We start from the raw sequence: 22,353 nt of genomic DNA, 5'->3' as shown, positions 1-22,353 counted from the left end.
CTTCCTATGCAATACATTATTCTTTTGCGTGGTGTAAATGTTGGCGGCAGAACTATTAAGATGGCAGCATTGAAATCCTGCTTTGAAGAGAACGGCTATCAAAATGTGCAAACCATCCTGCAAACAGGCAATGTGATTGTGCAGGCAAATGAAAAGAATATTGCAAAGCTACAGAAGAAAGCAGAGGCTGAACTAACGGCTGCTTTTAATTACCCTGCAAAGGTGCTAGCACTTACCCCGGAGCAATTGGAAAATATTGTCCGGCAATATGCTTTTACAAATATTGATGCCGGCTTTCATCGCTATATCGTTTTTACTGAAAACGGTTTTGAAAAGCAATTAGTGAAAGACTGCGGTGTTTTGGACAAAAATATGGAAGCCGTAAAAGCAGGTGCAGGTGTTGTTTACTGGTGCGTACAGAAAGGGTACACGCTTGACAGCGCTTTTGGGAAATACATGAACAAAATGGCTGTTAAACATTTTATTACCAACCGGAATGTAAATACGCTTGAAAAAATATTGGCAAAATGCGGATAAGAGAATCATTTAGGGCCTGCTGAATAACCGGGAAATAGGGTGCTTTGCAGCCAACCCAATAAACCATTTTACAGAAAACCGGCTAAAAGAAAAGGAGTTAAAACAGCACTCTGCAGATTTCGCAGATTTTCGCTGATGCATACGGTTGATCTGCGCTTCCGCCAAAGCGCGGGAAGTCTGCATTGTCAGCAGGCTATTAGTGATCACGCCATCAAAAGTGTTCCGGATGATAGCAGAAACACCAACAAAGGCTGTTATGCCATTGGCGCTTTTCCCTCGCGCATAAGCTGTACTCAACACTAACGGTGGCGGAGTGATCACCGTATCAAAGGTGTTCCGGCAATGCCGGAGGCACATTTGTGAATTCGCAGCAGCTAAGCAGCCTGGCCCCATTTAGATTAAGGAACATTAAGACTTAACTCTTCTTAGCTTTTTAATGGTTTAAAGATGCAACGTTTCTATCTTCCGTTGAATGAGCTGCCTGTCTTCCGGTGTTTTGGCCAACTGCAGTGCAGCCGAAAAATGGAAAGCTGCTTTCTCCTTATTCCTGTGTTTATACAGCTCGCCCAGTAAAGTATGGTAAAAATGGCTTTGGATAAGCTGTAATTTCTCCGCTTCAATAATCGCTTCATCAATGCTGTTGGCCTTGGACAAGGCATAGGTCCTGTTCAGCGCTATGATGGGCGAATATTCCAGCGTCAATAATTGATTGTACAATTGCAGAATATGTTCCCATTTTGCTTTGGTATCTTCCTTGCGCGTATGCCAGTAAGCAATACCTGCTTCCAAATGATATTTAGTCAATTGATTGCCCCGTGATGCCTGCTGCAAAAAATAAGCCCCCTGTTGTATCAGTTGCAGGTTCCAAAGCAACTCGTCCTGCTCATCATATAAAACCAGGTTGCCGTTCTCATCCGTACGCGCATCAAAGCGCGAGGCGTGGAAACTCATTAAAGCCATTAAGGCGTTTACCTGTGGCAGGTTGGTCTGTTCGTTTTCCGTCAATAGAAAAGTCAATCGCATCGCCTCATAGCATAATTCTTTCCGCAATACTTTTTCGCTTTGCGAGGTATAATAACCTTCGTTGTACAACAGATACAAAGTCCGCAATACAATATCCAGCCGGTTACTGATTTCATCAGGAGATGGCAATGCAACGGCAATATTTTCTGCGCGCAATTTTTCCTTCGCGCGGAACAATCTTTTATTGATCGCTTCCTTATTGGTCAGGAACGCCGAAGCAATTTCATCAATGCCGAAACCGCAAAGTACACGCAACGCCAATGCTATCTGTGCTTCGGCCGCAATGGAAGGATGGCAGACGGCAAACATCATCTGTAACTGGCTGTCTTTAATATTCGCTTCGCTCAAATCGATCTCCGTTTTTTCAGTTCCTGTTGCCTGGTATTTTATCTGCGGAATAATTTTATCCGTCAGTATCTTATCCCGCTTTAAATAATTTTTGGTCTTGTTTTTTGCAACCGTATATAGCCAGGCCGCAGGGTTTTCGGGTAAGCCTTTAATGCCCCAGGTTTCGGAAGCCTGTAAAAAAGTATCGCTGGCGATGTCCTCTGCTGTTTCGATATGCTCTATACCGAAGGTTTTACAGAGCACTGCCACTATTTTCCTGTATTCTGTACGGAACAGATGCGGAATTAATTTTTCTTCATTCATAAAAATAAAAGCCCTGTAAAAATACGAAGGCTTTTATTGGAAAGCTTATATTGTGCTGATTGCCCTCACTTCTATACTACCCCCGATGTTGAAAGTGAATATAGGGTTGCCTTTTGCAAGTTCCACAGCTGCCTCAGGCGTATCTGTTTTAATGATCAGGTAGCCATTGATGGCTTCTTTTGTTTCTACGTAAGGACCGTCTGTGACAAGGGTTTTACTTTTTAAAACTTTTCCTGAATTGGGTACTAAACGGTTGCCTTTATCTGCCAGCTTATTTTGTGCAGCTACGCTTTCGATCCAGTTTTTAGCGCTTTCTGCCACATTTTGCAACTCCTGTGGCGGTAGTTGCTGCATCTTTGAATAGTCAACCCGGAAGATGAATAAGAATTCTTTCATTGTTTAATTTTTATAAGTTAAAAACAAATGACAACCGGGGCAGCCAACACAAGACAGATTCCGGATGAAATTTTTAATAACGGTTACATTACGCTGATCTCTCTTACTTCCACGGTGCCGCCTATGGAAAATATAGGGCATCCTTTTGCCATTTCGCAGGCTTCTTCAATGGTATCCGCCTTTACAAGGGTATATCCTCCGACAGATTCTTTTGTTTCTGCATAAGGCCCGTCTGTAATAAGACTGTCGCTTTTCAAAACTCTCCCATCAAGCTCCAAACGGTTACCCCTGTTTACCAGCTTATTCTGGGCTGCAATGCCGCCGATCCAGTCCATCCAGCGTTTGGTTTCGTTTTGCATTTCTTCCGGGGAGCCTTTAGGAATGTTATTAACATCCCTGCGGTAGATGAATAAGAATTCTTTCATTGTTTTAAATTTTAAAGATTAAAAATAAATAACAACCAAAGGGCGTGAAATTGGACAATAAATCCGGTAAATTTTTAAAAGATTTAGCCGGGTGTCCCAAAATTAAAAAAAAGCGCTGTGTGCCGGTAGAATATGCATTGGCCGGTTTTGTAAAAGCTTCTATCTTTATAGGCATGGATGCCGATATTCATTTATTATACGGTTCCGGCTTTTATCGTATCCTCAACTTTAAGTGCCGGTGCAGGGATTGCTGTACTTCCGGGCCGGAGTACAGCAAAAGCTTTTCTATAAGCTTTGTACGCAAGGGCAATTTTATTTTTAATGTTTTCCGACATGCACTGGACTCCTATACCGGTTGTGTGCTCGTTACCAAACCGGGGTATGAACGCACGGTTACCCATGCGCATTCGATTCCTGATGAATGCACCATCCTCGATTTTAAAAATGATTTTTATGCAGCATTGAAGCAGCAGTATGCGGGTGTGAAATTTTTTACTGATGAAGACCTGCATTCCACATTGATCAAAACAACGGCAGAAACGGAATGGCTGCATTTTTCCCTCCTGCAGCATATACAGCATCAAACAGAAAGCAGGCTGTATATGGATACTATAGTGATGCAGATCATTCGCAGGGTGCTGGAGCATCTTACAGTGTATAAACCTGATGAACGCGTTCATGCCCAACTGAAAAAAAATCATCTAACAACCATTGAAAGGGCTAAGGAATATATGATGCAGCAATTTACCAGCGATATTTCGTTAACGGATCTTTCAAAGCATTGCCACATCAGTCCTTTTCATTTCAGCCGGATATTCAGTACATTTACCCGTACCTCCCCGCACCGTTTTTTGCTGGGATTAAGGCTTAAGCACGCGGAAATGCTTTTACAGCATACCCGTCTGCCGGTAGGGGATATCGGGTTTTCTTCGGGGTTTAACAGTATAGAGCACTTCAGCGCTGCCTTTAAAAGCAGGTATACCTGTTCTCCCGCAAAATTCAGGGAATTGCATCAGGGGCATCTTCTCATAAAAGATCATTACCCGGAATAAATGGCTCCCGTTTTCCAAAACAGCAAGATTCCTTAAGAGATTGCTTTTTGCTGCAGGTAATTTTGGCGCTCTAAAAATTATTATATGAAAGAGCATGCATTGTCCACACTGGAAACCTCGATGAAGTATACACTTGATGTAGCGGCTGCCATGCCGGAAAAGGCATATCATTTCAGACCGGAGAACGGCGGCTGGGATTTTTCGGAACTGATGAACCATATAACATATGGTATTTACTGGTGGCAGGAAAATTATGTTAAAAACCAGGAAACCGCATGGGACCCGCCTGCGCCAAAAAACGGTAAACAGTCCGTTATTGCCTGCCTCAGCGACGCGTATACGGATCTGAAAAGCACGCTCGGGTCGGTAAAATGGAATGACCGGGTTTTGCAGGGCCTTTATGCAACTCTGGACCATATTACCCACCATCGCGGACAGGCAGTTGTTTACCTGAGGTGCAGCGGTATTGAACCCCCTGAATATGTATATTAAAACCTTTCTATAATACCCTGATTATGATTGTATATTATATCAACAGCTATGATATTGAAGATGAAGCTGAATTTGAAAAGTATCCGCCAAAAGTGCGCCCGCTGCTTGAAAAATACGGAGCGGAAGTGCTGGCTTCGGATACTAATGCCCTGCCGGTAGAAGGTACTGCCCGTAAAATGAATGCCATTATAAAATTCCCCTCCCTGGAGGCAGCCCTGCAATGCTATAATGACCCTGAATATGCTGCTATAAAAGAGATCCGGCACCGGTCTGTAAAGAACTGTACAATGGTGCTGGTAAAAGCATTTGAAAAAGAACTGTAGGCACGTATCTTTCAATGATAGATGCCGGTACATTTTCTGCCGGCCTTTTAGCGGGTTATGCTGTAGGTGCTCCTTTGCTATACAAATAGCCCCGATATTATCAATAAAACGGGCGCATTATTTTCTGAAAAGGGTCGGGGCGGTTGATCCTTTATCGGTAGCGGAACATTTTTCAGGAAATCAAAGGAGTTTTGTTACAGGGGCAGGAAGCCGGGTTTAACTAAAAAAAACGTGCTTAAAAAATTGAAACCCATACAGACAATTTTTGTCTTTTCCTGGCGTTTTTCATCAATAAATAAAAGAACATAAAAAGCGGCAGTCTGGCTGGTGGTCCTGGTAAAATGATTGGTTATAAAACAATTGTGCTTTATGGGCAAACCCTCAAAAATAAGACCGGTGATTTTTTGGATCATTACGGCCTTGCTTGCCTTTGAACTGATCAACGGTGCCTTATGGGATTTTAATATCCTTAATAAGGGAAGCGTGCAGGGCGTGCTTTCCCGTTTAGGCTATCCGGAATACCTGGCTTTTATTTTGGGAAGCGCAAAGATCCCTGCCGCAATTGTGATCCTGCTGCCCCGCCTGTCAGTACTGAAAGAATGGGCTTATGCAGGCCTGTGCTTTCTTTTCACGGGGGCGGTTATATCCCATATCGTTGTAAAAGATTATGCTTCAGTACTGTTTCCGCTGATATTTACATTATTTACCCTGTTATCCTGGTGGTTAAGACCTGCATCCGGAAAGATCGTAAATTATAAACGATAATCTGTAACCAGGCTCTGTTCCTTGAGGCGGGCAGATTTTGTGTCTGTTTTCAAAAATTATTGCAATTTGGATATAAGAAGCTTGTAAAGATCATTCAGTTGAATGAAGCCCTGAACTCCAATGGTGATTGACGGGTTTTTGTTTTGAACAACTTGCTGAAGGATTGGGGATGCTCAAAGCCCAGTTCATAGGCAATTTCGCTTACTGATAGTCCGGTAGTGGATAATTTTTCTTTTGCTTTTTCTATCAGCTTGTCATGAATGTGCTGCTGGGTGCTTTGCCCCGTCAATGTCTTTAAGAGGCTGCTTAAATACTTGGGCGAAACATTTAATGCATGGGCAATGTATTGTACAGTGGGCAGCCCTTTTTCTGTAATGTCATCGTTATTGAAATAGTCGGACAGTAATGCTTCCAGTCGGTCCAGGATTTTATGGTTGGTGATCTTTCGTGTAATGAATTGCCGTTGATAAAAGCGTTCTGAATAGTTGAGCAATGCCTCTATATGCGAAATAATGATGCGCTGGCTGAACAGATCAATGTTGGAATGATACTCCTGGCGGATATTTTGTATGATGCCGTTAACGGTTGTTTCCTCTTTTTCTGAAAGGAACAGGGCTTCGTTCACCGAATAATCAAAATATTCGTATTGCTTAATGGTCTTTGCCAAAGGTGTGTTCCAGAGAAAATCCGGATGGATCAGCATTATCCAGCCCGAACGTTCGGCCATTGGGCCGGGTTCTGCTTCAATTCTGAAAACCTGGTTAGGAGCAATGAAGAACATGATCCCTTCATCAAAATCATATTCCTGCTGCCCGTATTTCATTTTGGCATTTATCCCTTTTTTTACGGAGATCTGGTAGAAATCAAAGACCCAGTTCACTGCACTGATATCAGGCGGACGTCTGATCTTGGTATAGTCCACTACACTGATCAAAGGATGCTCCGGTTTTGGCAGACCCCTGAGCTGGTGAAACTCAGTTATCGTTTTTATCCTTTGTGTTTTTGTGCTCGCCATCTGTATGAGTTATTTTGTAAACTGTAAAACAACAATAGATCCAGGGATTTGCTACCATGCAAGTTCGCCCTCTTTTTTGAAATAGCCGCCTGTTGGCCTGTCATTGTCTGAAGTGGCATATTTTACAATGACCTGTGCTGCCTGCGCGGGTGTTTGTGTTCCCCGGAACTGATTCAGGTCAGTTGCCGTATAGCCTGGTGCTACGCTGTTTATTTTGAAATGAGTGCCCTGGAATTCCTTTGCCAGCAGCACAGTAAAAGCATTGAGCGCTGTTTTAGAGCAACTGTATGCATCATAGACCCTGTAGTTGGGGTTTTGAGAGCTGCTTTGAACGGTTAAGGATCCTAACTGGCTGGAAACATTTACGATCCGTGGTGCCGCCGCTTTTTTTAATAAGCCAATGAATTGCTGCGTTGTTTGCACGGCACCAAAAAAATTGGTTTCAAACACCTCCCGTAAAAGCTTCGTTTTACAGGCCGATATGTTTTGCGGCTGTGTTCCCGCAATGCCTGCATTATTAATTAAAACGTCTAAACAGGGTATTTTACGTTCCAGTTTTTTTACTGCTGATTGTATGGAATGGCTATCCGTAACATCTATTTTAATACAATCCACATTGGTGCATCCTGCTGCCTTTAGTTTTTCTGCGGCCTCAGACCCTTTGGATGGATCACGGCTACCGATATAAACAAAATAACCGAGCTGGGCTAACTGCCGGGCAGTTTCAAAGCCAATCCCTTTGTTTGCCCCTGTTATAAACGCTGTTTTCATTGGATGCTGTTTTATTTATTGAATAATGCTGTGTTAGGCAGCGCCGCCTGCCGGAAAGGCATCCTGTGTTTTAGGATTGTTACAATACTGCTTTATTCATCTGAAGCATTATACAAACCGGCGAATTCCTTTGCAAAATCGTTCAGCTTTACCTGCCCAATACCGGCCTGTTGCGGTAATAATCTTCGTACAGAACCCCTGAACCCTGTGCCGTCTGCATTTCCACAAAACCTTTGGCAATTTGCGGGTTAAATCCCGTTGCCGGTCATTCGTTCAGTAATGCTTCATCCGGAATGACCTGCCATTTCAGTTCTGTCTTTTCTATAGCCCCGCTGCTGGCTACTGTTACCGGATGCCCTTTTTGCACCAGCTCCTGCGTGAGTGGTTTCCCATGTTCCTCAAGGAACCTGTTAATACAATGTTTATAGTTAATAATACTTTCTGTTGCTGCAAAGTTCGGCCAGGTCCAAAATACCGCTATAACCAAATGACAGATTGTTGTAGCCAAAAAGAGCTTTGGAAATAAAATCAGAACGGCCTGGATGTTTTGTAATAATGGTACTGGAGGGTATAGATGGCCGGTTTCACTGTTCTAGCCACAAATTCATGCAACATCTCCGTTGCCTGGTACCTCTCAAATGCAGAAAAGAAGCAATTTTTTTGTTAATTTATCAATTACGGGGCAGTGTATTATATTTGAAAGCATATTTTAACAGTCAGCATGAAGAATCAGAACAGAATAAGCACTCCGGGGCTCCGCTTCAGAGAGGCGATGCAAAAAGAAAAACCGTTACAGATTGTTGGCGCCATCAATGCCAATCATGCTTTGCTGGCACAGCAGGCAGGCTTTAATGCCATTTATCTTTCAGGGGGTGGGGTTGCTGCCGGTTCGTTAGGTATTCCGGACCTGGGCATTACCACGCTGGAAGATGTTTTAACAGACGTACAGCGGATCACCAATGTATGCGACCTGCCGCTGATGGTGGATGTGGATACCGGCTTCGGCCCATCGGCCTTTAATATTGCCCGTACGGTAAGATCGCTGATCAAAGCGGGCGCCGCAGCGCTGCATATAGAAGACCAGGTAGGCGCCAAACGTTGCGGGCACCGCCCGGGAAAGGAAATTGTAAGCAAAGAGGAAATGTCAGACCGGCTAAAAGCCGCTGCAGATGCACGTACCGATGAGTATTTTGTAATAGGTGCCCGTACAGATGCCTTTGCCAGTGAAGGGCTGGAAAAGACCCTGGAAAGGGCGGTTGCCTATAAGGAAGCCGGTGCTGATTTTATTTTTGCCGAAGCTGTTCCGGGCCTGGATCTTTATCAGAAGTTTGTAGATGCTACGGGTATTCCCGTGCTGGCGAATATTACCGAGTTCGGGATGATAAAAATGTATACTGTTGATGAATTAAGGGAGGCTGGTGTGGAGTTGGCTTTATACCCGCTCTCTGCCTTTCGCGCAGCCAATAAAGCCGCCCAAAATGTGTATGCGCATATCCGCAAAGATGGCACACAGAAAAATGTGCTGGATACCATGCAAACGCGGGAAGAACTGTATCAAAGCATCGGCTATTACGACTATGAACAGAAATTAGATCACCTCTTTAAAAAGAATAAAAATGTCCAATAATAATGAAAGCGCTTTTAAGCCAAAGAAAAGTGTAGCGCTCTCGGGCGTTGCTGCCGGTAATACAGCCCTGTGCAGTGTTGGAAAAAGCGGGAACGACCTGCATTACCGTGGCTATGATATTCTTGACCTGGCAGAAAAGGTGCAGTTTGAAGAAGTAGCCTACCTTCTTATTTATGGCCAGTTGCCCACACAACCGCAGCTGAATGCCTATAAAAGCAGGCTGCGTTCTTTGAGAGGGCTTCCCGGAGGGGTAAAAGACTGTTTAAAAAATATTCCTCCTGCGGCGCATCCCATGGATGTGCTGCGCACTACAGCTTCTGTATTGGGTACGCTTCTTCCTGAAAAGGAAGATCATAATGAGGCTGGTGCTAGAGCTATAGCAGACAAGTTGCTGGCTTCCTTCAGCTCTGCGTTATTGTTCTGGTATCATTATACGCATAACGGGAAAGAGATCGATGTGGAAACAGATGATGATACCATCGGCGGGCATTTTTTACACCTGCTACACGGAACCGAGCCTCCCGCATCCTGGGTAAAAGCCATGCAGGTTTCATTGAACCTGTATGCAGAGCATGAGTTCAATGCCTCCACCTTTACCAGCCGGGTTATTGCGGGCACAGGTTCGGATATTTATTCGGCGGTTACCGGTGCGATCGGGGCATTAAGAGGCCCCAGGCACGGGGGCGCCAATGAAGTGGCTTTTGATATACAAAGCCGCTATCATTCTCCGGAGGAAGCGGAGGAAGATATCCGTAAACGGCTGGTCAATAAAGAAGTGATCATCGGTTTTGGGCACCCGGTTTACACTATTTCCGACCCCAGGAACGCAGTGATCAAAAAAGTGGCAAAGGAGCTTTCTGAAGAAGCCGGAGATCTGCTCCTGTTCAATATTGCAGAGCGCCTGGAAACGGTAATGTGGAACGAGAAGAAAATGTTTCCGAACCTGGACTGGTTCTCTGCGGTATCCTATCATTTGATGGGAGTGCCTACCCAAATGTTTACCCCCCTGTTTGTAATTTCAAGGGTTACGGGCTGGAGCGCGCATATTATAGAACAACGGCAGGACGGTAAGATCATCCGCCCCAGCGCCAATTATACAGGTCCGGAAAACAAAGCATTTGTTCCAATAGAAAAAAGAAACTAAAAAAACATTCTCATTTCTCAACTTTCAATTGATAATGGCATCACACATTTCCAATGAACGGCCGCAGCCGGACAAAGTACTGGCAGACATTGCGGATTATGTATTCAACTATGAGATTAAAAGCGAACTAGCCTGGCAAACAGCGCACTATTGTCTTTTAGACACATTGGGCTGCGGGTTTGAAGCATTAACCTATCCGGCCTGCACCAAATTGCTGGGGCCGGTCGTAAAAGGAACAATAGTGCCGAACGGTGCTAAAGTGCCGGGAACGCAGTTCCAGTTAGACCCCGTTCAGGCTGCATTTAACATTGGCGCCATGATCCGCTGGTTAGATTTTAACGACACCTGGCTGGCCGCTGAATGGGGGCATCCTTCTGATAATTTAGGGGGCATCCTGGCAACGGCCGACTGGATCTCAAGAACGGCTGTAACGGCAGGTAAGCCGCCGTTGCTGATGAGAGAGGTGTTGGATGCTATGATAAGAGCGCACGAGATACAGGGAGTGCTGGCACTGGAGAACTCTTTCAATAAAGTAGGTTTAGACCATGTGCTGCTGGTAAAAGTGGCTTCCGTTGCGGTTGTGGGAAAGCTTTTAGGGCTGACGCGGGAGGAGCTCATCAATGCGGTTTCACTGGCATTTGTAGACGGGCAGTCGTTGAGGACTTATCGCCATGCGCCCAACACGGGAAGCCGTAAATCCTGGGCAGCGGGCGATGCTACTTCCAGGGCTGTTCGTTTGGCGCTGATCGCGAAAACGGGCGAAATGGGCTATCCATCCGTATTAACGGCAAAGACCTGGGGCTTCTATGATGTTTCTTTCAGGGGCAATGCCTTCCGGTTCCAGAGGGATTATGGTTCCTATGTAATGGAAAACATCCTGTTCAAGATCTCTTTCCCGGCCGAATTCCATTCCCAGACCGCAGTTGAAGCCGCAATGACCTTACATAGAAAACTGAAAGAAGCAGACAAAACAGCGGAAGACATTAAAAAGATTACCATCCGCACGCATGAAGCGGCGATCCGTATCATCGATAAAAAAGGCCCGTTGAATAATCCGGCTGACCGGGATCATTGTATCCAGTATATGATTGCCGTTCCGCTGATCTACGGCCGACTGACAGCGGCGGATTATGAAGACGCTGTTGCCGCAGATCCGGGAATTGATGCGCTGCGCGATAAGATGGAATGTGTGGAAGATCCGCAGTTTACCAAAGATTATCACGACCCGGAAAAACGCTCCATTGCCAATGCGCTGACGGTTGAGCTCAACGACGGAACGATTTGGGAGGAAGTGGTGGTGGAATACCCCATCGGGCATAAACGCAGGAGGGAGGAAGGCATTCCTGAACTGATCAAAAAATACAGGATCAACCTGGCAAGGATATTCCCCGAAAAGCAACAAAAAACGGTGCTGGAAAATTCGCTGGATTATCACCGCCTGATTCAAACACCTGTACATGAGTTTACAGACAGTATGGTATTATAGGGCGGATGTTGAAGTTCAGACGCCCCGGTTCTCGTCTCGCGAACCGGAAATATTCCGGGAAATACAGGAATGACAAACGTATTTCATAATGAAGACCTGCCGGTCTTTTTATTAAGCCGGATGCGGAAAAGGATCCCTTTGGAACCGGGCGCAGAAAAGGGCCAGTAGGGAGAGCCGCGCAGCTCGTCGCTTTTTACAATAGCTGTAATGCGTTCTTTAAGGGTGCGGATGGCTGCCTCACGCTGGCCGTCATCGGTCAGCTCCTCAAACTTACCCCAGCCGATAACACTTTCCCACTGGATCATGTTTTTTATGGATTCCACCTGGAAGCAAACATCGGGGTTTTTCCTGATCATTTTTATTTTCAGGCCTTCATAGGTACGGCCATAAATAAAGGTTCCGTCATAAGCATAACAGATCGGGATCACATAGGTAATACCTTCGGCATGACAGCCCAGGTGCCCCAGGACATTCTGATGCAAAATATGCTCTATTTGTTCTTCTTCCAGTTCCTGCTCCATTTTATTTGATTTTAAGTTAAATAGTTTTTCAGAGCTTCAACTGCTCCCCCTTAATAAATATACTATTTTTCAGGAGAATATTGTTGGAAAGAGGCGTTTCAGCAGCTTTTGCAGATGAATCAGGATCAGCGGAGCCCCGGATCAGGTACTGACTTTTCAGATTCTCGCTATAGTGTATTAATACAGGAGGGGCAGGTTTAATACTTCCAGCTTTCTGGTAATGTCCCGGATGCCCTTGTCAAGGGTCAGGATCAGCCCTGTGGTGTCAGATCGCAGGAATTGAATGGCCGGTTCGTTTTCAAAACATTCAATAAAATGGTTGTCATTGATTGCTGTAAGGGATATCCTGTCGGTGCGGTATCGGATCAGATAAAAATTTTGATTTCCGGAAAGGGAGCAGGTAAAAAACTGTTAGCTACTTTTAAACGTAAGGTACTGTTTGCGGAATTTTTGAGGCGTGCAATTCTTAAATTTTTTAAACTGCCGGTAAAAGAACGGAAAACTTTCATATCCGACTTCATAACAAATATCACTTACAGGCCGGTCGGTTTCAAGCAGCAGGTTGCATGCCATATTGATCCTGTACTCGTTCAAAAAGAAAAAGAAGGGTTTATTCATTACTTTGCTGAAGAACCTGGAAAAGGATTCTTCCGTCATATAAACCATCTCCGATAGTTCTTTCAGTGTCACTTTCTTTGAAAAATGACGGTCTACAAACTGGAAAACTGTTCTCAGTCGTTCGTTGTCCATATGGTTCAGCTTGTATTTAAAATCCGGATCACACAGCGTTTGAAAATGAGTTGAAAAACTGAGCTCCTGCAAAATTTCCAAAAGGCTGGTAAGTTTATTCAGCGGCTGTAAATCAACCAGCTTTATAAATTTTTCTTTTAGCTTCAGAGCAACAGGTTCATCAAATCTGACTCCCTCCTGGGATAGCTTGAAAAGGTGCTTAAATATTTGGAATTCTTTGCAATTGATCCAATCCTTTCCGAGGAAATCCTCTTTCCATTGTATAACTATTGCCCTGGCAGGAACACTCTGCGGTCCTATAGTTGTCCAGCAATGCGGAAGATTGGGCCCCAGCAGCACCAGATCGTGTTCACAAAAATCTTCAAAATGATTGCCTACATACCGCACTCCATTACTTGATAAGATCAGCGTGAGCTCAAATTCTGAATGATAGTGCCAGGGGGTATCAAACTTTTCTCTTACCTGGTATTCTGCCTTAAATGAATTGGATTCAAGTGGAGAAATCGGATTGTACTGAGCTCTCATGATCTATTTTGAATAGAATTGTGGGAATATGCTGAAAAAATTACAAAATAAGGTATAAACTGATAAAAATACGCAAAAATTTTAAAAAGGATGGGCTGTACATTCGTTTTACGATACCTGGGCTAATTAGCAGGGTTGCCAGTATGAAGAAAAATTAGGAAACAAAAATTTATTAAGAGACGGTTTTGTGTTGCCACACTCAAAGCAGATCATCAATACGCAATATTTTTCAAAAAAATCAGGTAGTTAAGCAATAAAAGAAACTTTAGGGTGATTATTATCTGATAGTATATTATAAATTTTATTAATATAATTTAAATCCAACGTGTTTGTATATGAAAAGATCGGATATTAAAAGGCCGGTAAGAAATTATCGGGTTAAGACCTGTCTGGTAGTTCTGAAACTGCTTATATTCCTGACATTGCCTTCTATCACTGATGCCCGGGCAGGCAGCTTTAATCCTGAATTTATTTTGTCCGGCAAAATAACTGATGAAGATGGCAATCCGCTGTCTGGAGTGAGCATTGTTGAAAAAGGAACATCCAATGGAACGGTTACCAGGGAAGATGGCAGGTTTACAATTACGGTAAAGGATAGCAATGCTGTTTTGGTAATTTCCCATTTAGGATATACAACACAGGAAGTCCGGGCCGGAAATAATACCAGCCTGTCAATAGTTCTGAAACAGTCGGAACTGGACCTGAACGATGTTGTTGTGATAGGATATGGCACCCAGAAGAAAGCTACTTTAACAGGGGCTGTTACGTCTATTAACACGGATCAGATCATTACCACTAAAAATGAAGCCGTTCTAAACGCGCTGGCAGGTAAAATGCCTGGTGCGATCATTGTTCAGAACTCTGCCCAACCCGGTACCTATGATAATACCTTTAACATCCGGGGGCTGGGGGGACACCGCTGATTGTTATTGATGGGGTGATTCAAAAGGATGCCAGCGTATTTTACCGCTTAAACCCTAACGATATAGAAAGCATCAGCATATTGAAAGATGCCTCTGCTGCAGTATATGGTTTCCGCTCTGCCAATGGTGTGGTAGTAGTAACTACTAAAAAAGGACAGTCCGGAAGATTTTCTTTGGAATATACGGGCACATATGGATTGCAAAACAGATCCGGCGTACCTACAATGGCTGATCCTGTACAGTATATGACGATCGCCAACCAAATGGCAGAGCGCGCCGGCGGCCCGGCGTCAGGATTGGTGCGGTCTTTTTCAGATTCTGCGATCAACCTGTATCGGAACGGAACCTTAACGGGAACGGACTGGATCAATATGACCATGTTAAAAAATGCGCCGCAAACACAGCATACATTGAGCGCTACAGGTGGTAGCGACAGGATCACTTTTTACTCCAGCTTAAGTTATTTATACCAGGATGGATTATTTAAAAACAATGCGCTTAAATACAATAAGTATTCTTTGACAAATAACATATCCGCAAAACTGACAAGAGATCTGAAAATTAAATTTAATCTGGATGCCATCGCCGATGACAGGCATCAGCCTTATGTAGATGTAAATAACTTTTTTTATACTGCCTGGAATATGAATCCCATACAGAAGCCTTATTGGGATGAAGCACAACAATATCCCCAGCAATCATGGCTTGACTATGGCTGGAACCCGCTGATATTAATGGACCCTAATACAGTGGGCTATAAAAAGTACAATAACCTTTATGCAAACGGGTTGGTGGATATTACCTATGATGCGCCCTTCTTAAAGGGGCTGCAGCTCTCTTTTACAGGAAGCTATAATTATAGTAACAGCGATAATGATTTTTACGCTAAGACATATAGTTTGTATGCTGACACATCTGCCACCTATTTACAGAATAATCCCAAGGGCAATGTACAACAATCACCAAGCACCATTACAAGGCAATACTTTGTTACGAAACAATGGATGACGAGGATAAAGGCAGAATACCGGGCATCATTCAGCGGACATAACGTGGACGCCATGATTTTGGCGGAACAAACAGAAAGTAAAGGGGATAACTTTAATGGACAAAGGGATTTAGCCCTGTCTGTACCCTATTTGTTTGCAGGAATAATGAATGCAAACAATAACGCGGGCATGAACGGCGGATATCCGTATGATTATGTAAACAGAGCGTATGTAGGCCGTTTAGCTTATGACTACAGGTCAAAGTATATGGCAGAAGTTTCCTTCCGCTATGACGGATCCTCTAAATTTATCAGCACGGATCAATGGGGATTTTTCCCCGTCGCTTCTGCCGGCTGGAAGATCAGTGATGAAAAGTTCTTTAGGAATGCTGACTTTTTATCATTTGTAGATAACCTGAAATTCAGAGCTTCTTATGGTGTATTGGGCGATGACGGTTCTGCCGCCTACCAATTTCTGACAGGGTATTATTATCCTGCCACCGGTGGTCTTGGGTATACGCTGAATCCTCAGTATCTGCCGGCGGGAGCTGTATTTGACGGTCAGTTTGTATCTGCTTCTCAAAATAAAGGGATTGCAAATCCAAATTTAACATGGCTTACCTCTAAAACATTTAATGTAGGTCTCGATTACAGCATGTGGAAGGGGATGTTAGGAATTACAGCTGAGTATTTTGTCAGGAACAGGTCTGGGCTGTTAGGTACCCGGTCGGCTGCACTGCCCGGTATAGTGGGTGCCAGTCTGCCCCAGGAAAACCTCAATAATGATCAGGCGCATGGTTTTGAATTGACGTTGACGCACCATAGCACTTTTGGTAAGTTTGTATTGGATGCAACCGTAAATGCGTCTTATACAAGAACCTATTGGACCAGCCGTCCCGGAGATGCTAAACAGACCAATTCTTATAACAACTGGCGGAATAATTTGGTAAACAGACCTGCTGATGTGACCTTTATGGAACAAACTGCAGGGCAATACCAAAGCTGGGATCAGATCTTAAATTCTCCCTGGTATGTACCTAACGGAACCCTTCCCGGCGATTTCTACTATACAGATTATGCCGGGATCGGGCAACAAAGTTCCGCCAGTTCTACCTATAACTATGGTACTTTCCTGATCAATGCTAATGGCGCTTATCCGTTGATGAACTTTGGTTCTTCCGTTGGTTTAAGATATCGGGATTTGGATCTGGCAATGGTGTGGCAGGGCGCAACGATGCGGTACTTACAACTTCCGGGCGAGTTTACAAGGTTCTCTGTTGGACAGTCTAAAGGGAACGGCATTGCAGACTTTATGAATGCATGGCATCCTGCCGACCCGGCTGCAGATCCTTATGATCCTACACAGGAATGGGTGCCCGGTTACTATCCTATGAACGGAAATGCTATTCCTACAACAACAACTTCGTATTACATCAATGGCTCTTATTTAAGATTAAAATCAATAGAGCTGGGGTATTCGGTTCCGCCAGCTATACTGAAGAAAAGCGGGATCAGCAACGTACGTTTCTTTGTTAATGCATATAATATCTGGACGTTGCAAAAAGCGCCTGCATCCATGGATCCGGAACATCCGGGAAATAATGGTGAGGCAAGTGGTTATGCTTATCCGTTGAACAAGGCAGTGAGTTTTGGTCTTGACCTGAAATTCTAATTCAAGAAATTAAAATTATTATATTATGTCAAAAAGATTTTTAATTTTCTCATTGTTATTGATGAGCCTTACAATAATGATGGATTCCTGTAAAAAATTGGATGTTCCGCCTCCTAACATTTTATCAGATGCTGCCATATTAGGTACTCCGGATGGTGTAACCTCTTATATGGCGCGTTTATATAGTGAAATGCCCATAGAAGACTTTAAATATTCTCCCTCCAATGGTTACAATAACGCGTATAATGCCTTTAATTGGGGCAGTAAATCAACCGGAGAATCTTTAGGGAGAGACTGGCGTCAGCCTAATGAGAACAGTAATGTTGTTAACTATAATGCGGTGTACGGTACCATCAGGGATTGTAATTATTTTATACAAAACCTTCCTGCTTATGCGGGGAGCTTCTCTGCTGCACAGGTACAGGGTTGGCTGGGCGAAGCGCATTTTGTACGTGCTACCTGCTATTATGCCCTGGTAAGACGTTTTGGCGGCGTTCCCTTGGTGAAAACGCCCATTAACTACCCCTCAACCAGTACAGATTCGGCAGCCATCAATGGTCTGGAAAGGTCTTCAGAAGAGGACACATGGAACTTTATCGGTTCTGATCTGGATTCTGCTTATAATCTGCTGCCTGTAACCAATCAAACAGGCCGGGCTGATAAAAGTACCGCAGCCGCCTACAAAGCCAGGGCAATGCTGTATGCGGGATGTATTGCTAAATACAACACCAACATTTCTCCTGCGAACCAATATGGTACAGGGCAATTATGCGGCTTTGCGGATGGCCCGGCCAAAGCAGCTGCTTATTTCCAGGCTGCGTATGATGCTGCTAAATTGGTCATAAACGGTACTGCCGGTAAAACCTACAGTTTGTATATGAAAAGTTGGGTGGCAGGTAATTTGGCTGCTCAAACCCAAAATATGATCGATATGTTCTTTGATGCCGCCAGTCCGGAAAATATTTTTGTAAGGCAATATGATACATACCTGTCTTCCGGCCATAACTGGGACCTGTATATGATCCCTGACTGCATCAGAGGATGGGGGTGGGGCTCTGAAGTAAGCCCTACATTGGATTTTGTAGAAATGTATGATGGCATTCCAACCTGGAACGGGGACGGGCCTAAGGCCATCCAGAATCTGCCAAACGCTTTTGGTTGCCCCAGGTTGAAAAACCTGAATCCGGACGGGACCTATGTACAGTATGCCAACCCAACTGACCTGTTTGCCAACGCAGAACCACGCCTGAAGGCTTTTGTCATTACCCCCTATGATGTGCTAAAAGGTTCTGTTATAGAAATAAGGGCGGGTATTGTAAAACCTCAGGGGCATGCCGGGGGAGCAATCAGTCCTGATGATATCAAGAACTCGGGTGAAGGCACGCCTTTGAACAGCAGGTATGATATTACGAATACCGGCAGCCAGATATTTGTTGGCCTGGGACCAACAAACACAGGCAGTGGTAATACCAACCGCCTCTATACGATACCCGCGGGGTATCCTAATGCCGGGCAAACAATATTAGCTGCCGGCAATGCCGGTATATATTCCACCGGTGGGGGTGCATGGTATAGCTCCTCTGCTTTTATGGGTTTTTCAATACGTAAATACCTGAATCCGAGTAAGGCGCCTGCCGACATGGGTTCCAGCAGCAGCTATGGGCATAGTAATCAAACCTGGATCGAGATTCGGTATGCGGAAGTGTTACTGACCGCTGCTGAAGCCATTATGGAGTTAGGCGGAAATACAAGTGAAGCCCTGGGATATGTGAATCAGATCCAGGCCAGGGCCGGCGCTACCCAGACCCCGCTGGCTTCCTTCTCGCTGAATACAGTGAGGAAGGAATGGAGAAAGGAATTTGCCTTTGAAAACAAAACGTGGTTCAATCTGAATCGCTGGAGATTGTTTGACTCAGAAATGAATGCGACCATTTATCGTCAGTTAACTCCATTCTATGTAGCAGAGACCGGCAAATATATTTTTGATATTAAACCCTTTGAGGAAATGACAAGATATAGTAATGGGTACACATGGAAATCTGTATGGTATTATCAAAACTTCCCGGGTTCTGAAATATCGAATAACAAAAAAATGATTCAAAATATAGGTTATTAATTGTGGAATTTTAAAAATCGTTACAATGCAAAGAGGAAATAAATATCCAATGCCCGTAGTTCTGATCGCTATGCTGATTGTCAGCTGCCTTACTGCCTGTATTAAAGCGGATAGCTATGCAGAACCTGATGCCACCATCAGGGGAACTATTTATGACTCGTTGACGGGTCAGCCGCTTCAGCTGGATATGGGAGAAGCAAGTATCCAGCTATTGGAGTTAAGCTGGACGGCCACAGCTCCAACACCTAATCCGAACTTTGGTGCTAACACCGAAGGTTATTATAACAATTCCAGGATATTTAAGGGGTATTATAACATCAATATCAATGGGCCATTTGTTCCTTTGGCGCCCACATGGCCTTCTGTAATAGATTCTTCCCGGAATATTAATATCCAGGGTGTAACCACTAAAGATTTTACCGTATCTTCCATGCTGGTGATCCAGTGGGTTACGCCTCCTGTGTTTAATGCATCCGATAGCTCCATTACAGCAACTATTAAAGTAATCCGCGGTACCAACCATCCCGCATACAACCATGATGCAATCAAGAATATTAATTTTTATATAAATGGTAACGCCCCTTATCCTGCAAACTCCAATTATGATAATCGTTATACAAATGTGAAAACCAGTTTTCCCAACAATGAAACTGTTGTGCTGAATGGAGTGGTTACATCAAATGTGTTTGCCTATGGCAATAATTATATTGTAAAGTCAATAGGTAAAATTGCACCGACATCTACGCCCAGGACCTGGTGGGTTAGGGTAGGGGCCTGTACCACAACGAATATACCTGTTGTAGGCACGCCATTAAATTATTCCACTATTCAAACGGTTACTGTTAGTAAATAAAATAGTTGAATAAAAATAATTATAAAAAAACACAGCCATTAAAACGTTTAAAAAAGATGTTCTTTTGCTTCAACAATCTAAACGAGGTGGTTTTTTAAAAATTTCATGTAATTGCTGCTTCGTGAATATAGGAGGCTCAGCGCTTGCAGGAATTATTTTTGTTGGTTATTAATAATTTTTTTACATGGGTTTAAAAACTTTACAAAGCTGTTTTTTATTCTGTCTTTTTTTAATACCGGGATTCAGCCAGAGTAATTTTAATAAACAGCGGCGCTCTTTTGATCGGGACCTGTTATGGCCTGAAAATAAAATACTTCCTCAATTTGCTGCGCCGGCGCCTTTGATAGACCTTTTGGATTTACAGGAATTAAAACTGCAGCCTTCAGAAAAATTATTTTTTACAGTGTTGCAGGGCCTGATAAATAAAACCAGACCACGCATCATTTTAGTAGATAAGGGCGGAGAAGGGAAAGAGTTCTGGATACGGCACTGTGATCTGAAGGTAAAAAAGAGCGCATCGGCCTGGGCGCTATTTGATAAATATAAAAATGAAGTGTCCGGACTGGTACTATATGGCAACCGGCAAAATGAGCATTTCGTTAATCTGGCAACCACCATAAGCGGTATTAAGAATGCTTTGCCGGTCAATGACTCTTTATACGGGGAACTGCAAAGAAAAAAAGTGAGCCTGCCTCCTGTTTTGGCAGATCTGAGGAGCCTGGATCTGGAAACACCGATAGCAATCTATGAATATCTTTACCGGCATTACTGGAAAGAATGCAATAAACGATTGTACATAAGCTTATCTCCCCGTAATCCAAATTTTATACGGGATCTGGCCGTAGCCACACGGTCTGCTGTAATATGGCTGGACATCCGGAAGAAGAAAGATTCCCTTCTTGCCGATAAATTTCTTAGCGATATGCGTCAGGGAAGCAGTTTTATAATGGGCTGGTGGCCGGAAGAGCGTACAGGTGTCGGTATCGGAACCCGGCATGGAATTGCTACGGTGGCAGCTGACTTTTTTGAAAATGCCACCATTTATGCCGGCCAGTCACAACAGATTGAAATGGCTGCGGTTCCCAAAATGCCGGAACTGGAAAATAAGATTTACCTGACCATTTTCCTGAGTGATGGTGATAATATACAATACTGCCAGCATGCGCTGGCAAAGCTCTGGGGAAATGAAAAAAGAGGCGCCATACCCATTAACTGGACAGTGAGCCCGGCCTTGCTGGATGCCGCGCCGCAGCTATTGAACTACTATAATAAAACGGCTACAGCAAATGATTGCCTGGTATCCGGGCCTTCCGGTGTGGGTTATGCGCTGATCTATGATGTGTTCAGAAAGCGGTTTAATATAGATAATGCCTTGCTGGATGCCTACACCCGTTTTTCCCAACCCTACCTGGAACGCTCCGGCCTGCGGGTGGTTACCATCTGGGATGATATTGATGAACAGCGAATGCGGATGTACGAAAAAAACTGCCGTTATTTATACGGTAATACAACACACGACTGGGGAAAAGGCGCACCGCTTAAAACCTATGTAATAAACGACCGCATGCCTTTTATTCCCAACAGGCCGGGTTATACGGGCGATATAGAGGAGATCTTCAGGAAATGGAAAGATACTATTCAGCATTTTGATGGTAAACATCCTGTTTTTCTGACGGCGCAGGGAGTAGCCTGGCGGATGACCCCGGAAAACATCACCGTCTTAAAAGAACGGCTGGAAGCACTATCCCCGGGAAACGTCGTTGTTTGCAGGGGAGATCATTTCTTCAATCTTTTCAACCAGGCAAATAACCACTATTTTAATCTTTGTCTTTTACCGGATATCAGCATCGCATCAAAAGATAAGAAGGCAGCTATCAGCAAGGTGGCAGACGGCAGCCCTTCTGTTGCGCACCAATGGGTGGCTTCCGGCACAGGCCCGCAACAGATCTGTTTTGATTTTAAAGAGCCATTCCTCATAAACCGGTATGTTGTCCGGCATGCCGGTGCCGGAGGGTTAAGGCCTTCCCTGAATACAAGATCCTTTAAACTGGAAACCAGTATGGATAACAAAAGCTGGACAACGGGTAATGTTTGCGTCAATAACACCGGCGATGTGTCGGATTTTGATATAACGCCCGTACGGGCCAGGTATGTGCGGCTGCAGATTACGGACCCTGGTAAAGACGGGAGGGCCAGGATCGGCGATGTTGAAATTTATGGTAAAAAATAAAGATAAGCAGGCCGGCGATTGATGGCTTTACTGACAGCGGCAATAAAAAAAATAAAACGATCCATTAC

Annotated in this window: 21 protein-coding genes; 13 read left to right on the top strand and 8 right to left on the bottom strand. The window is 44.1% G+C overall.

Annotated features, from left to right (window positions below; translation table 11 throughout):
- The first annotated feature begins 6 nt into the window (after positions 1-6).
- Entirely contained in the window at positions 7-537 is a 531-nt protein-coding gene (locus A8C56_RS18860; RefSeq protein ID WP_067759516.1) for a DUF1697 domain-containing protein, read from the top strand.
- Positions 538-978: 441 nt separating this feature from the next.
- On the opposite strand, the gene A8C56_RS18850 is transcribed toward A8C56_RS18860, so the two are convergent.
- The 3 genes from A8C56_RS18850 to A8C56_RS18840 form a co-directional block, all read right to left on the bottom strand.
- Positions 979-2,211 (bottom strand): RNA polymerase sigma factor, encoded by a 1,233-nt coding sequence (locus tag A8C56_RS18850; RefSeq protein WP_067759511.1) that lies wholly within the window; start codon positions 2,209-2,211, stop codon positions 979-981.
- Between the two features lie 45 nt (positions 2,212-2,256).
- Entirely contained in the window at positions 2,257-2,607 is a 351-nt protein-coding gene (locus A8C56_RS18845; RefSeq protein ID WP_067759509.1) for a YciI family protein, read from the bottom strand.
- Between the two features lie 83 nt (positions 2,608-2,690).
- Positions 2,691-3,032 (bottom strand): YciI family protein, encoded by a 342-nt coding sequence (locus A8C56_RS18840; RefSeq protein ID WP_067759506.1) that lies wholly within the window; start codon positions 3,030-3,032, stop codon positions 2,691-2,693.
- A gap of 119 nt (positions 3,033-3,151) precedes the next feature.
- On the opposite strand from A8C56_RS18840, the gene A8C56_RS18835 reads away from it, so the two are divergent.
- The 4 genes from A8C56_RS18835 (at position 3,152) to A8C56_RS18815 (ending at position 5,664) form a co-directional block, all read left to right on the top strand.
- Complete coding sequence (locus A8C56_RS18835; protein ID WP_245645579.1) at positions 3,152-4,084, top strand: helix-turn-helix domain-containing protein; 933 nt, start codon at positions 3,152-3,154, stop codon at positions 4,082-4,084.
- 84 nt (positions 4,085-4,168) lie between these two features.
- Positions 4,169-4,576: a DinB family protein gene (locus tag A8C56_RS18830; RefSeq protein ID WP_067759502.1), complete on the top strand. Its 408-nt coding sequence runs from the start codon at positions 4,169-4,171 to the stop codon at positions 4,574-4,576.
- Between the two features lie 23 nt (positions 4,577-4,599).
- The gene (locus A8C56_RS18825; RefSeq protein ID WP_067759499.1) at positions 4,600-4,899 is read left to right on the top strand and encodes a DUF1330 domain-containing protein; all 300 of its coding nucleotides are present in this window, start codon (positions 4,600-4,602) and stop codon (positions 4,897-4,899) included.
- A gap of 369 nt (positions 4,900-5,268) precedes the next feature.
- Positions 5,269-5,664, top strand: coding sequence for a DoxX family protein (locus tag A8C56_RS18815; protein WP_067759495.1), 396 nt, complete (start codon positions 5,269-5,271; stop codon positions 5,662-5,664).
- A 94-nt stretch (positions 5,665-5,758) separates the two neighbouring features.
- Here A8C56_RS18815 and A8C56_RS18810 read toward each other — a convergent pair whose 3' ends face one another.
- The 3 genes from A8C56_RS18810 to A8C56_RS18795 form a co-directional block, all read right to left on the bottom strand.
- Positions 5,759-6,679: a helix-turn-helix domain-containing protein gene (locus A8C56_RS18810; protein WP_067759493.1), complete on the bottom strand. Its 921-nt coding sequence runs from the start codon at positions 6,677-6,679 to the stop codon at positions 5,759-5,761.
- A gap of 51 nt (positions 6,680-6,730) precedes the next feature.
- The gene (locus tag A8C56_RS18805; protein WP_067759491.1) at positions 6,731-7,450 is read right to left on the bottom strand and encodes an SDR family oxidoreductase; all 720 of its coding nucleotides are present in this window, start codon (positions 7,448-7,450) and stop codon (positions 6,731-6,733) included.
- 265 nt (positions 7,451-7,715) lie between these two features.
- Entirely contained in the window at positions 7,716-7,958 is a 243-nt protein-coding gene (locus tag A8C56_RS18795) for a hypothetical protein (RefSeq protein WP_067759486.1), read from the bottom strand.
- 213 nt (positions 7,959-8,171) lie between these two features.
- Here A8C56_RS18795 and prpB point away from each other — a divergent pair, with 213 nt between their 5' ends.
- From prpB to A8C56_RS18780, 3 genes are read left to right on the top strand one after another with little or no spacing between them, the layout of a single operon-like run.
- A complete protein-coding gene (prpB, locus tag A8C56_RS18790; protein ID WP_067759484.1) occupies positions 8,172-9,077 on the top strand; it encodes a methylisocitrate lyase in 906 nt (301 codons plus the stop codon).
- Positions 9,067-10,221: a bifunctional 2-methylcitrate synthase/citrate synthase gene (gene prpC, locus A8C56_RS18785; RefSeq protein WP_067759481.1), complete on the top strand. Its 1,155-nt coding sequence runs from the start codon at positions 9,067-9,069 to the stop codon at positions 10,219-10,221. Before prpB ends, prpC begins: the two co-directional genes overlap by 11 nt.
- A gap of 34 nt (positions 10,222-10,255) precedes the next feature.
- Positions 10,256-11,707, top strand: a complete 1,452-nt coding sequence (locus A8C56_RS18780) for a bifunctional 2-methylcitrate dehydratase/aconitate hydratase (protein ID WP_067759479.1) — start codon at positions 10,256-10,258, stop codon at positions 11,705-11,707.
- A gap of 83 nt (positions 11,708-11,790) precedes the next feature.
- Here A8C56_RS18780 and A8C56_RS18775 read toward each other — a convergent pair whose 3' ends face one another.
- Together A8C56_RS18775 and A8C56_RS18770 are read right to left on the bottom strand one after the other, a co-directional pair.
- Positions 11,791-12,228, bottom strand: coding sequence for a pyridoxamine 5'-phosphate oxidase family protein (locus tag A8C56_RS18775; protein WP_067759476.1), 438 nt, complete (start codon positions 12,226-12,228; stop codon positions 11,791-11,793).
- 411 nt (positions 12,229-12,639) lie between these two features.
- Positions 12,640-13,503 carry an AraC family transcriptional regulator gene (locus A8C56_RS18770; RefSeq protein WP_067759474.1) on the bottom strand — a complete coding sequence of 288 codons (864 nt, stop codon included), beginning with the start codon at positions 13,501-13,503 and terminating at the stop codon, positions 12,640-12,642.
- 335 nt (positions 13,504-13,838) lie between these two features.
- Between A8C56_RS18770 and A8C56_RS18765 the strand changes: the two genes are divergently transcribed.
- From A8C56_RS18765 to A8C56_RS18745, 5 genes are all read left to right on the top strand, one after another.
- A complete protein-coding gene (locus tag A8C56_RS18765; RefSeq protein WP_067759471.1) occupies positions 13,839-14,426 on the top strand; it encodes a carboxypeptidase-like regulatory domain-containing protein in 588 nt (195 codons plus the stop codon).
- Positions 14,427-14,440: 14 nt separating this feature from the next.
- Positions 14,441-17,086 (top strand): SusC/RagA family TonB-linked outer membrane protein, encoded by a 2,646-nt coding sequence (locus A8C56_RS18760; RefSeq protein WP_067759469.1) that lies wholly within the window; start codon positions 14,441-14,443, stop codon positions 17,084-17,086.
- Between the two features lie 25 nt (positions 17,087-17,111).
- Positions 17,112-19,202, top strand: a complete 2,091-nt coding sequence (locus tag A8C56_RS18755; RefSeq protein ID WP_067759465.1) for a RagB/SusD family nutrient uptake outer membrane protein — start codon at positions 17,112-17,114, stop codon at positions 19,200-19,202.
- Positions 19,203-19,227: 25 nt separating this feature from the next.
- Positions 19,228-20,055, top strand: a complete 828-nt coding sequence (locus A8C56_RS18750) for a DUF3823 domain-containing protein (protein ID WP_084490284.1) — start codon at positions 19,228-19,230, stop codon at positions 20,053-20,055.
- 352 nt (positions 20,056-20,407) lie between these two features.
- Positions 20,408-22,285 (top strand): discoidin domain-containing protein, encoded by a 1,878-nt coding sequence (locus A8C56_RS18745; RefSeq protein WP_169818800.1) that lies wholly within the window; start codon positions 20,408-20,410, stop codon positions 22,283-22,285.
- The last annotated feature ends 68 nt before the right edge of the window (positions 22,286-22,353 follow it).

This window comes from Niabella ginsenosidivorans, assembly GCF_001654455.1.
Classification (GTDB): Bacteria; Bacteroidota; Bacteroidia; order Chitinophagales; family Chitinophagaceae; genus Niabella; species Niabella ginsenosidivorans.
This window is presented reverse-complemented; position numbering and strand designations above follow the sequence as displayed.

What these genes read in the sequence shown, in the direction of transcription:
- A8C56_RS18860 (WP_067759516.1), top strand. Translation starts at nt 7, where the DNA reads ATGCAATACATTATTCTTTTGCGTGGTGTAAATGTTGGCGGCAGAACT.
- A8C56_RS18850 (WP_067759511.1), bottom strand. Translation starts at nt 2,211, where the DNA reads ATGAATGAAGAAAAATTAATTCCGCATCTGTTCCGTACAGAATACAGG.
- A8C56_RS18845 (WP_067759509.1), bottom strand. Translation starts at nt 2,607, where the DNA reads ATGAAAGAATTCTTATTCATCTTCCGGGTTGACTATTCAAAGATGCAG.
- A8C56_RS18840 (WP_067759506.1), bottom strand. Translation starts at nt 3,032, where the DNA reads ATGAAAGAATTCTTATTCATCTACCGCAGGGATGTTAATAACATTCCT.
- A8C56_RS18830 (WP_067759502.1), top strand. Translation starts at nt 4,169, where the DNA reads ATGAAAGAGCATGCATTGTCCACACTGGAAACCTCGATGAAGTATACA.
- A8C56_RS18825 (WP_067759499.1), top strand. Translation starts at nt 4,600, where the DNA reads ATGATTGTATATTATATCAACAGCTATGATATTGAAGATGAAGCTGAA.
- A8C56_RS18815 (WP_067759495.1), top strand. Translation starts at nt 5,269, where the DNA reads ATGGGCAAACCCTCAAAAATAAGACCGGTGATTTTTTGGATCATTACG.
- A8C56_RS18810 (WP_067759493.1), bottom strand. Translation starts at nt 6,679, where the DNA reads ATGGCGAGCACAAAAACACAAAGGATAAAAACGATAACTGAGTTTCAC.
- A8C56_RS18805 (WP_067759491.1), bottom strand. Translation starts at nt 7,450, where the DNA reads ATGAAAACAGCGTTTATAACAGGGGCAAACAAAGGGATTGGCTTTGAA.
- prpB (WP_067759484.1), top strand. Translation starts at nt 8,172, where the DNA reads ATGAAGAATCAGAACAGAATAAGCACTCCGGGGCTCCGCTTCAGAGAG.
- prpC (WP_067759481.1), top strand. Translation starts at nt 9,067, where the DNA reads ATGTCCAATAATAATGAAAGCGCTTTTAAGCCAAAGAAAAGTGTAGCG.
- A8C56_RS18780 (WP_067759479.1), top strand. Translation starts at nt 10,256, where the DNA reads ATGGCATCACACATTTCCAATGAACGGCCGCAGCCGGACAAAGTACTG.
- A8C56_RS18775 (WP_067759476.1), bottom strand. Translation starts at nt 12,228, where the DNA reads ATGGAGCAGGAACTGGAAGAAGAACAAATAGAGCATATTTTGCATCAG.
- A8C56_RS18770 (WP_067759474.1), bottom strand. Translation starts at nt 13,503, where the DNA reads ATGAGAGCTCAGTACAATCCGATTTCTCCACTTGAATCCAATTCATTT.
- A8C56_RS18765 (WP_067759471.1), top strand. Translation starts at nt 13,839, where the DNA reads ATGAAAAGATCGGATATTAAAAGGCCGGTAAGAAATTATCGGGTTAAG.
- A8C56_RS18755 (WP_067759465.1), top strand. Translation starts at nt 17,112, where the DNA reads ATGTCAAAAAGATTTTTAATTTTCTCATTGTTATTGATGAGCCTTACA.
- A8C56_RS18750 (WP_084490284.1), top strand. Translation starts at nt 19,228, where the DNA reads ATGCAAAGAGGAAATAAATATCCAATGCCCGTAGTTCTGATCGCTATG.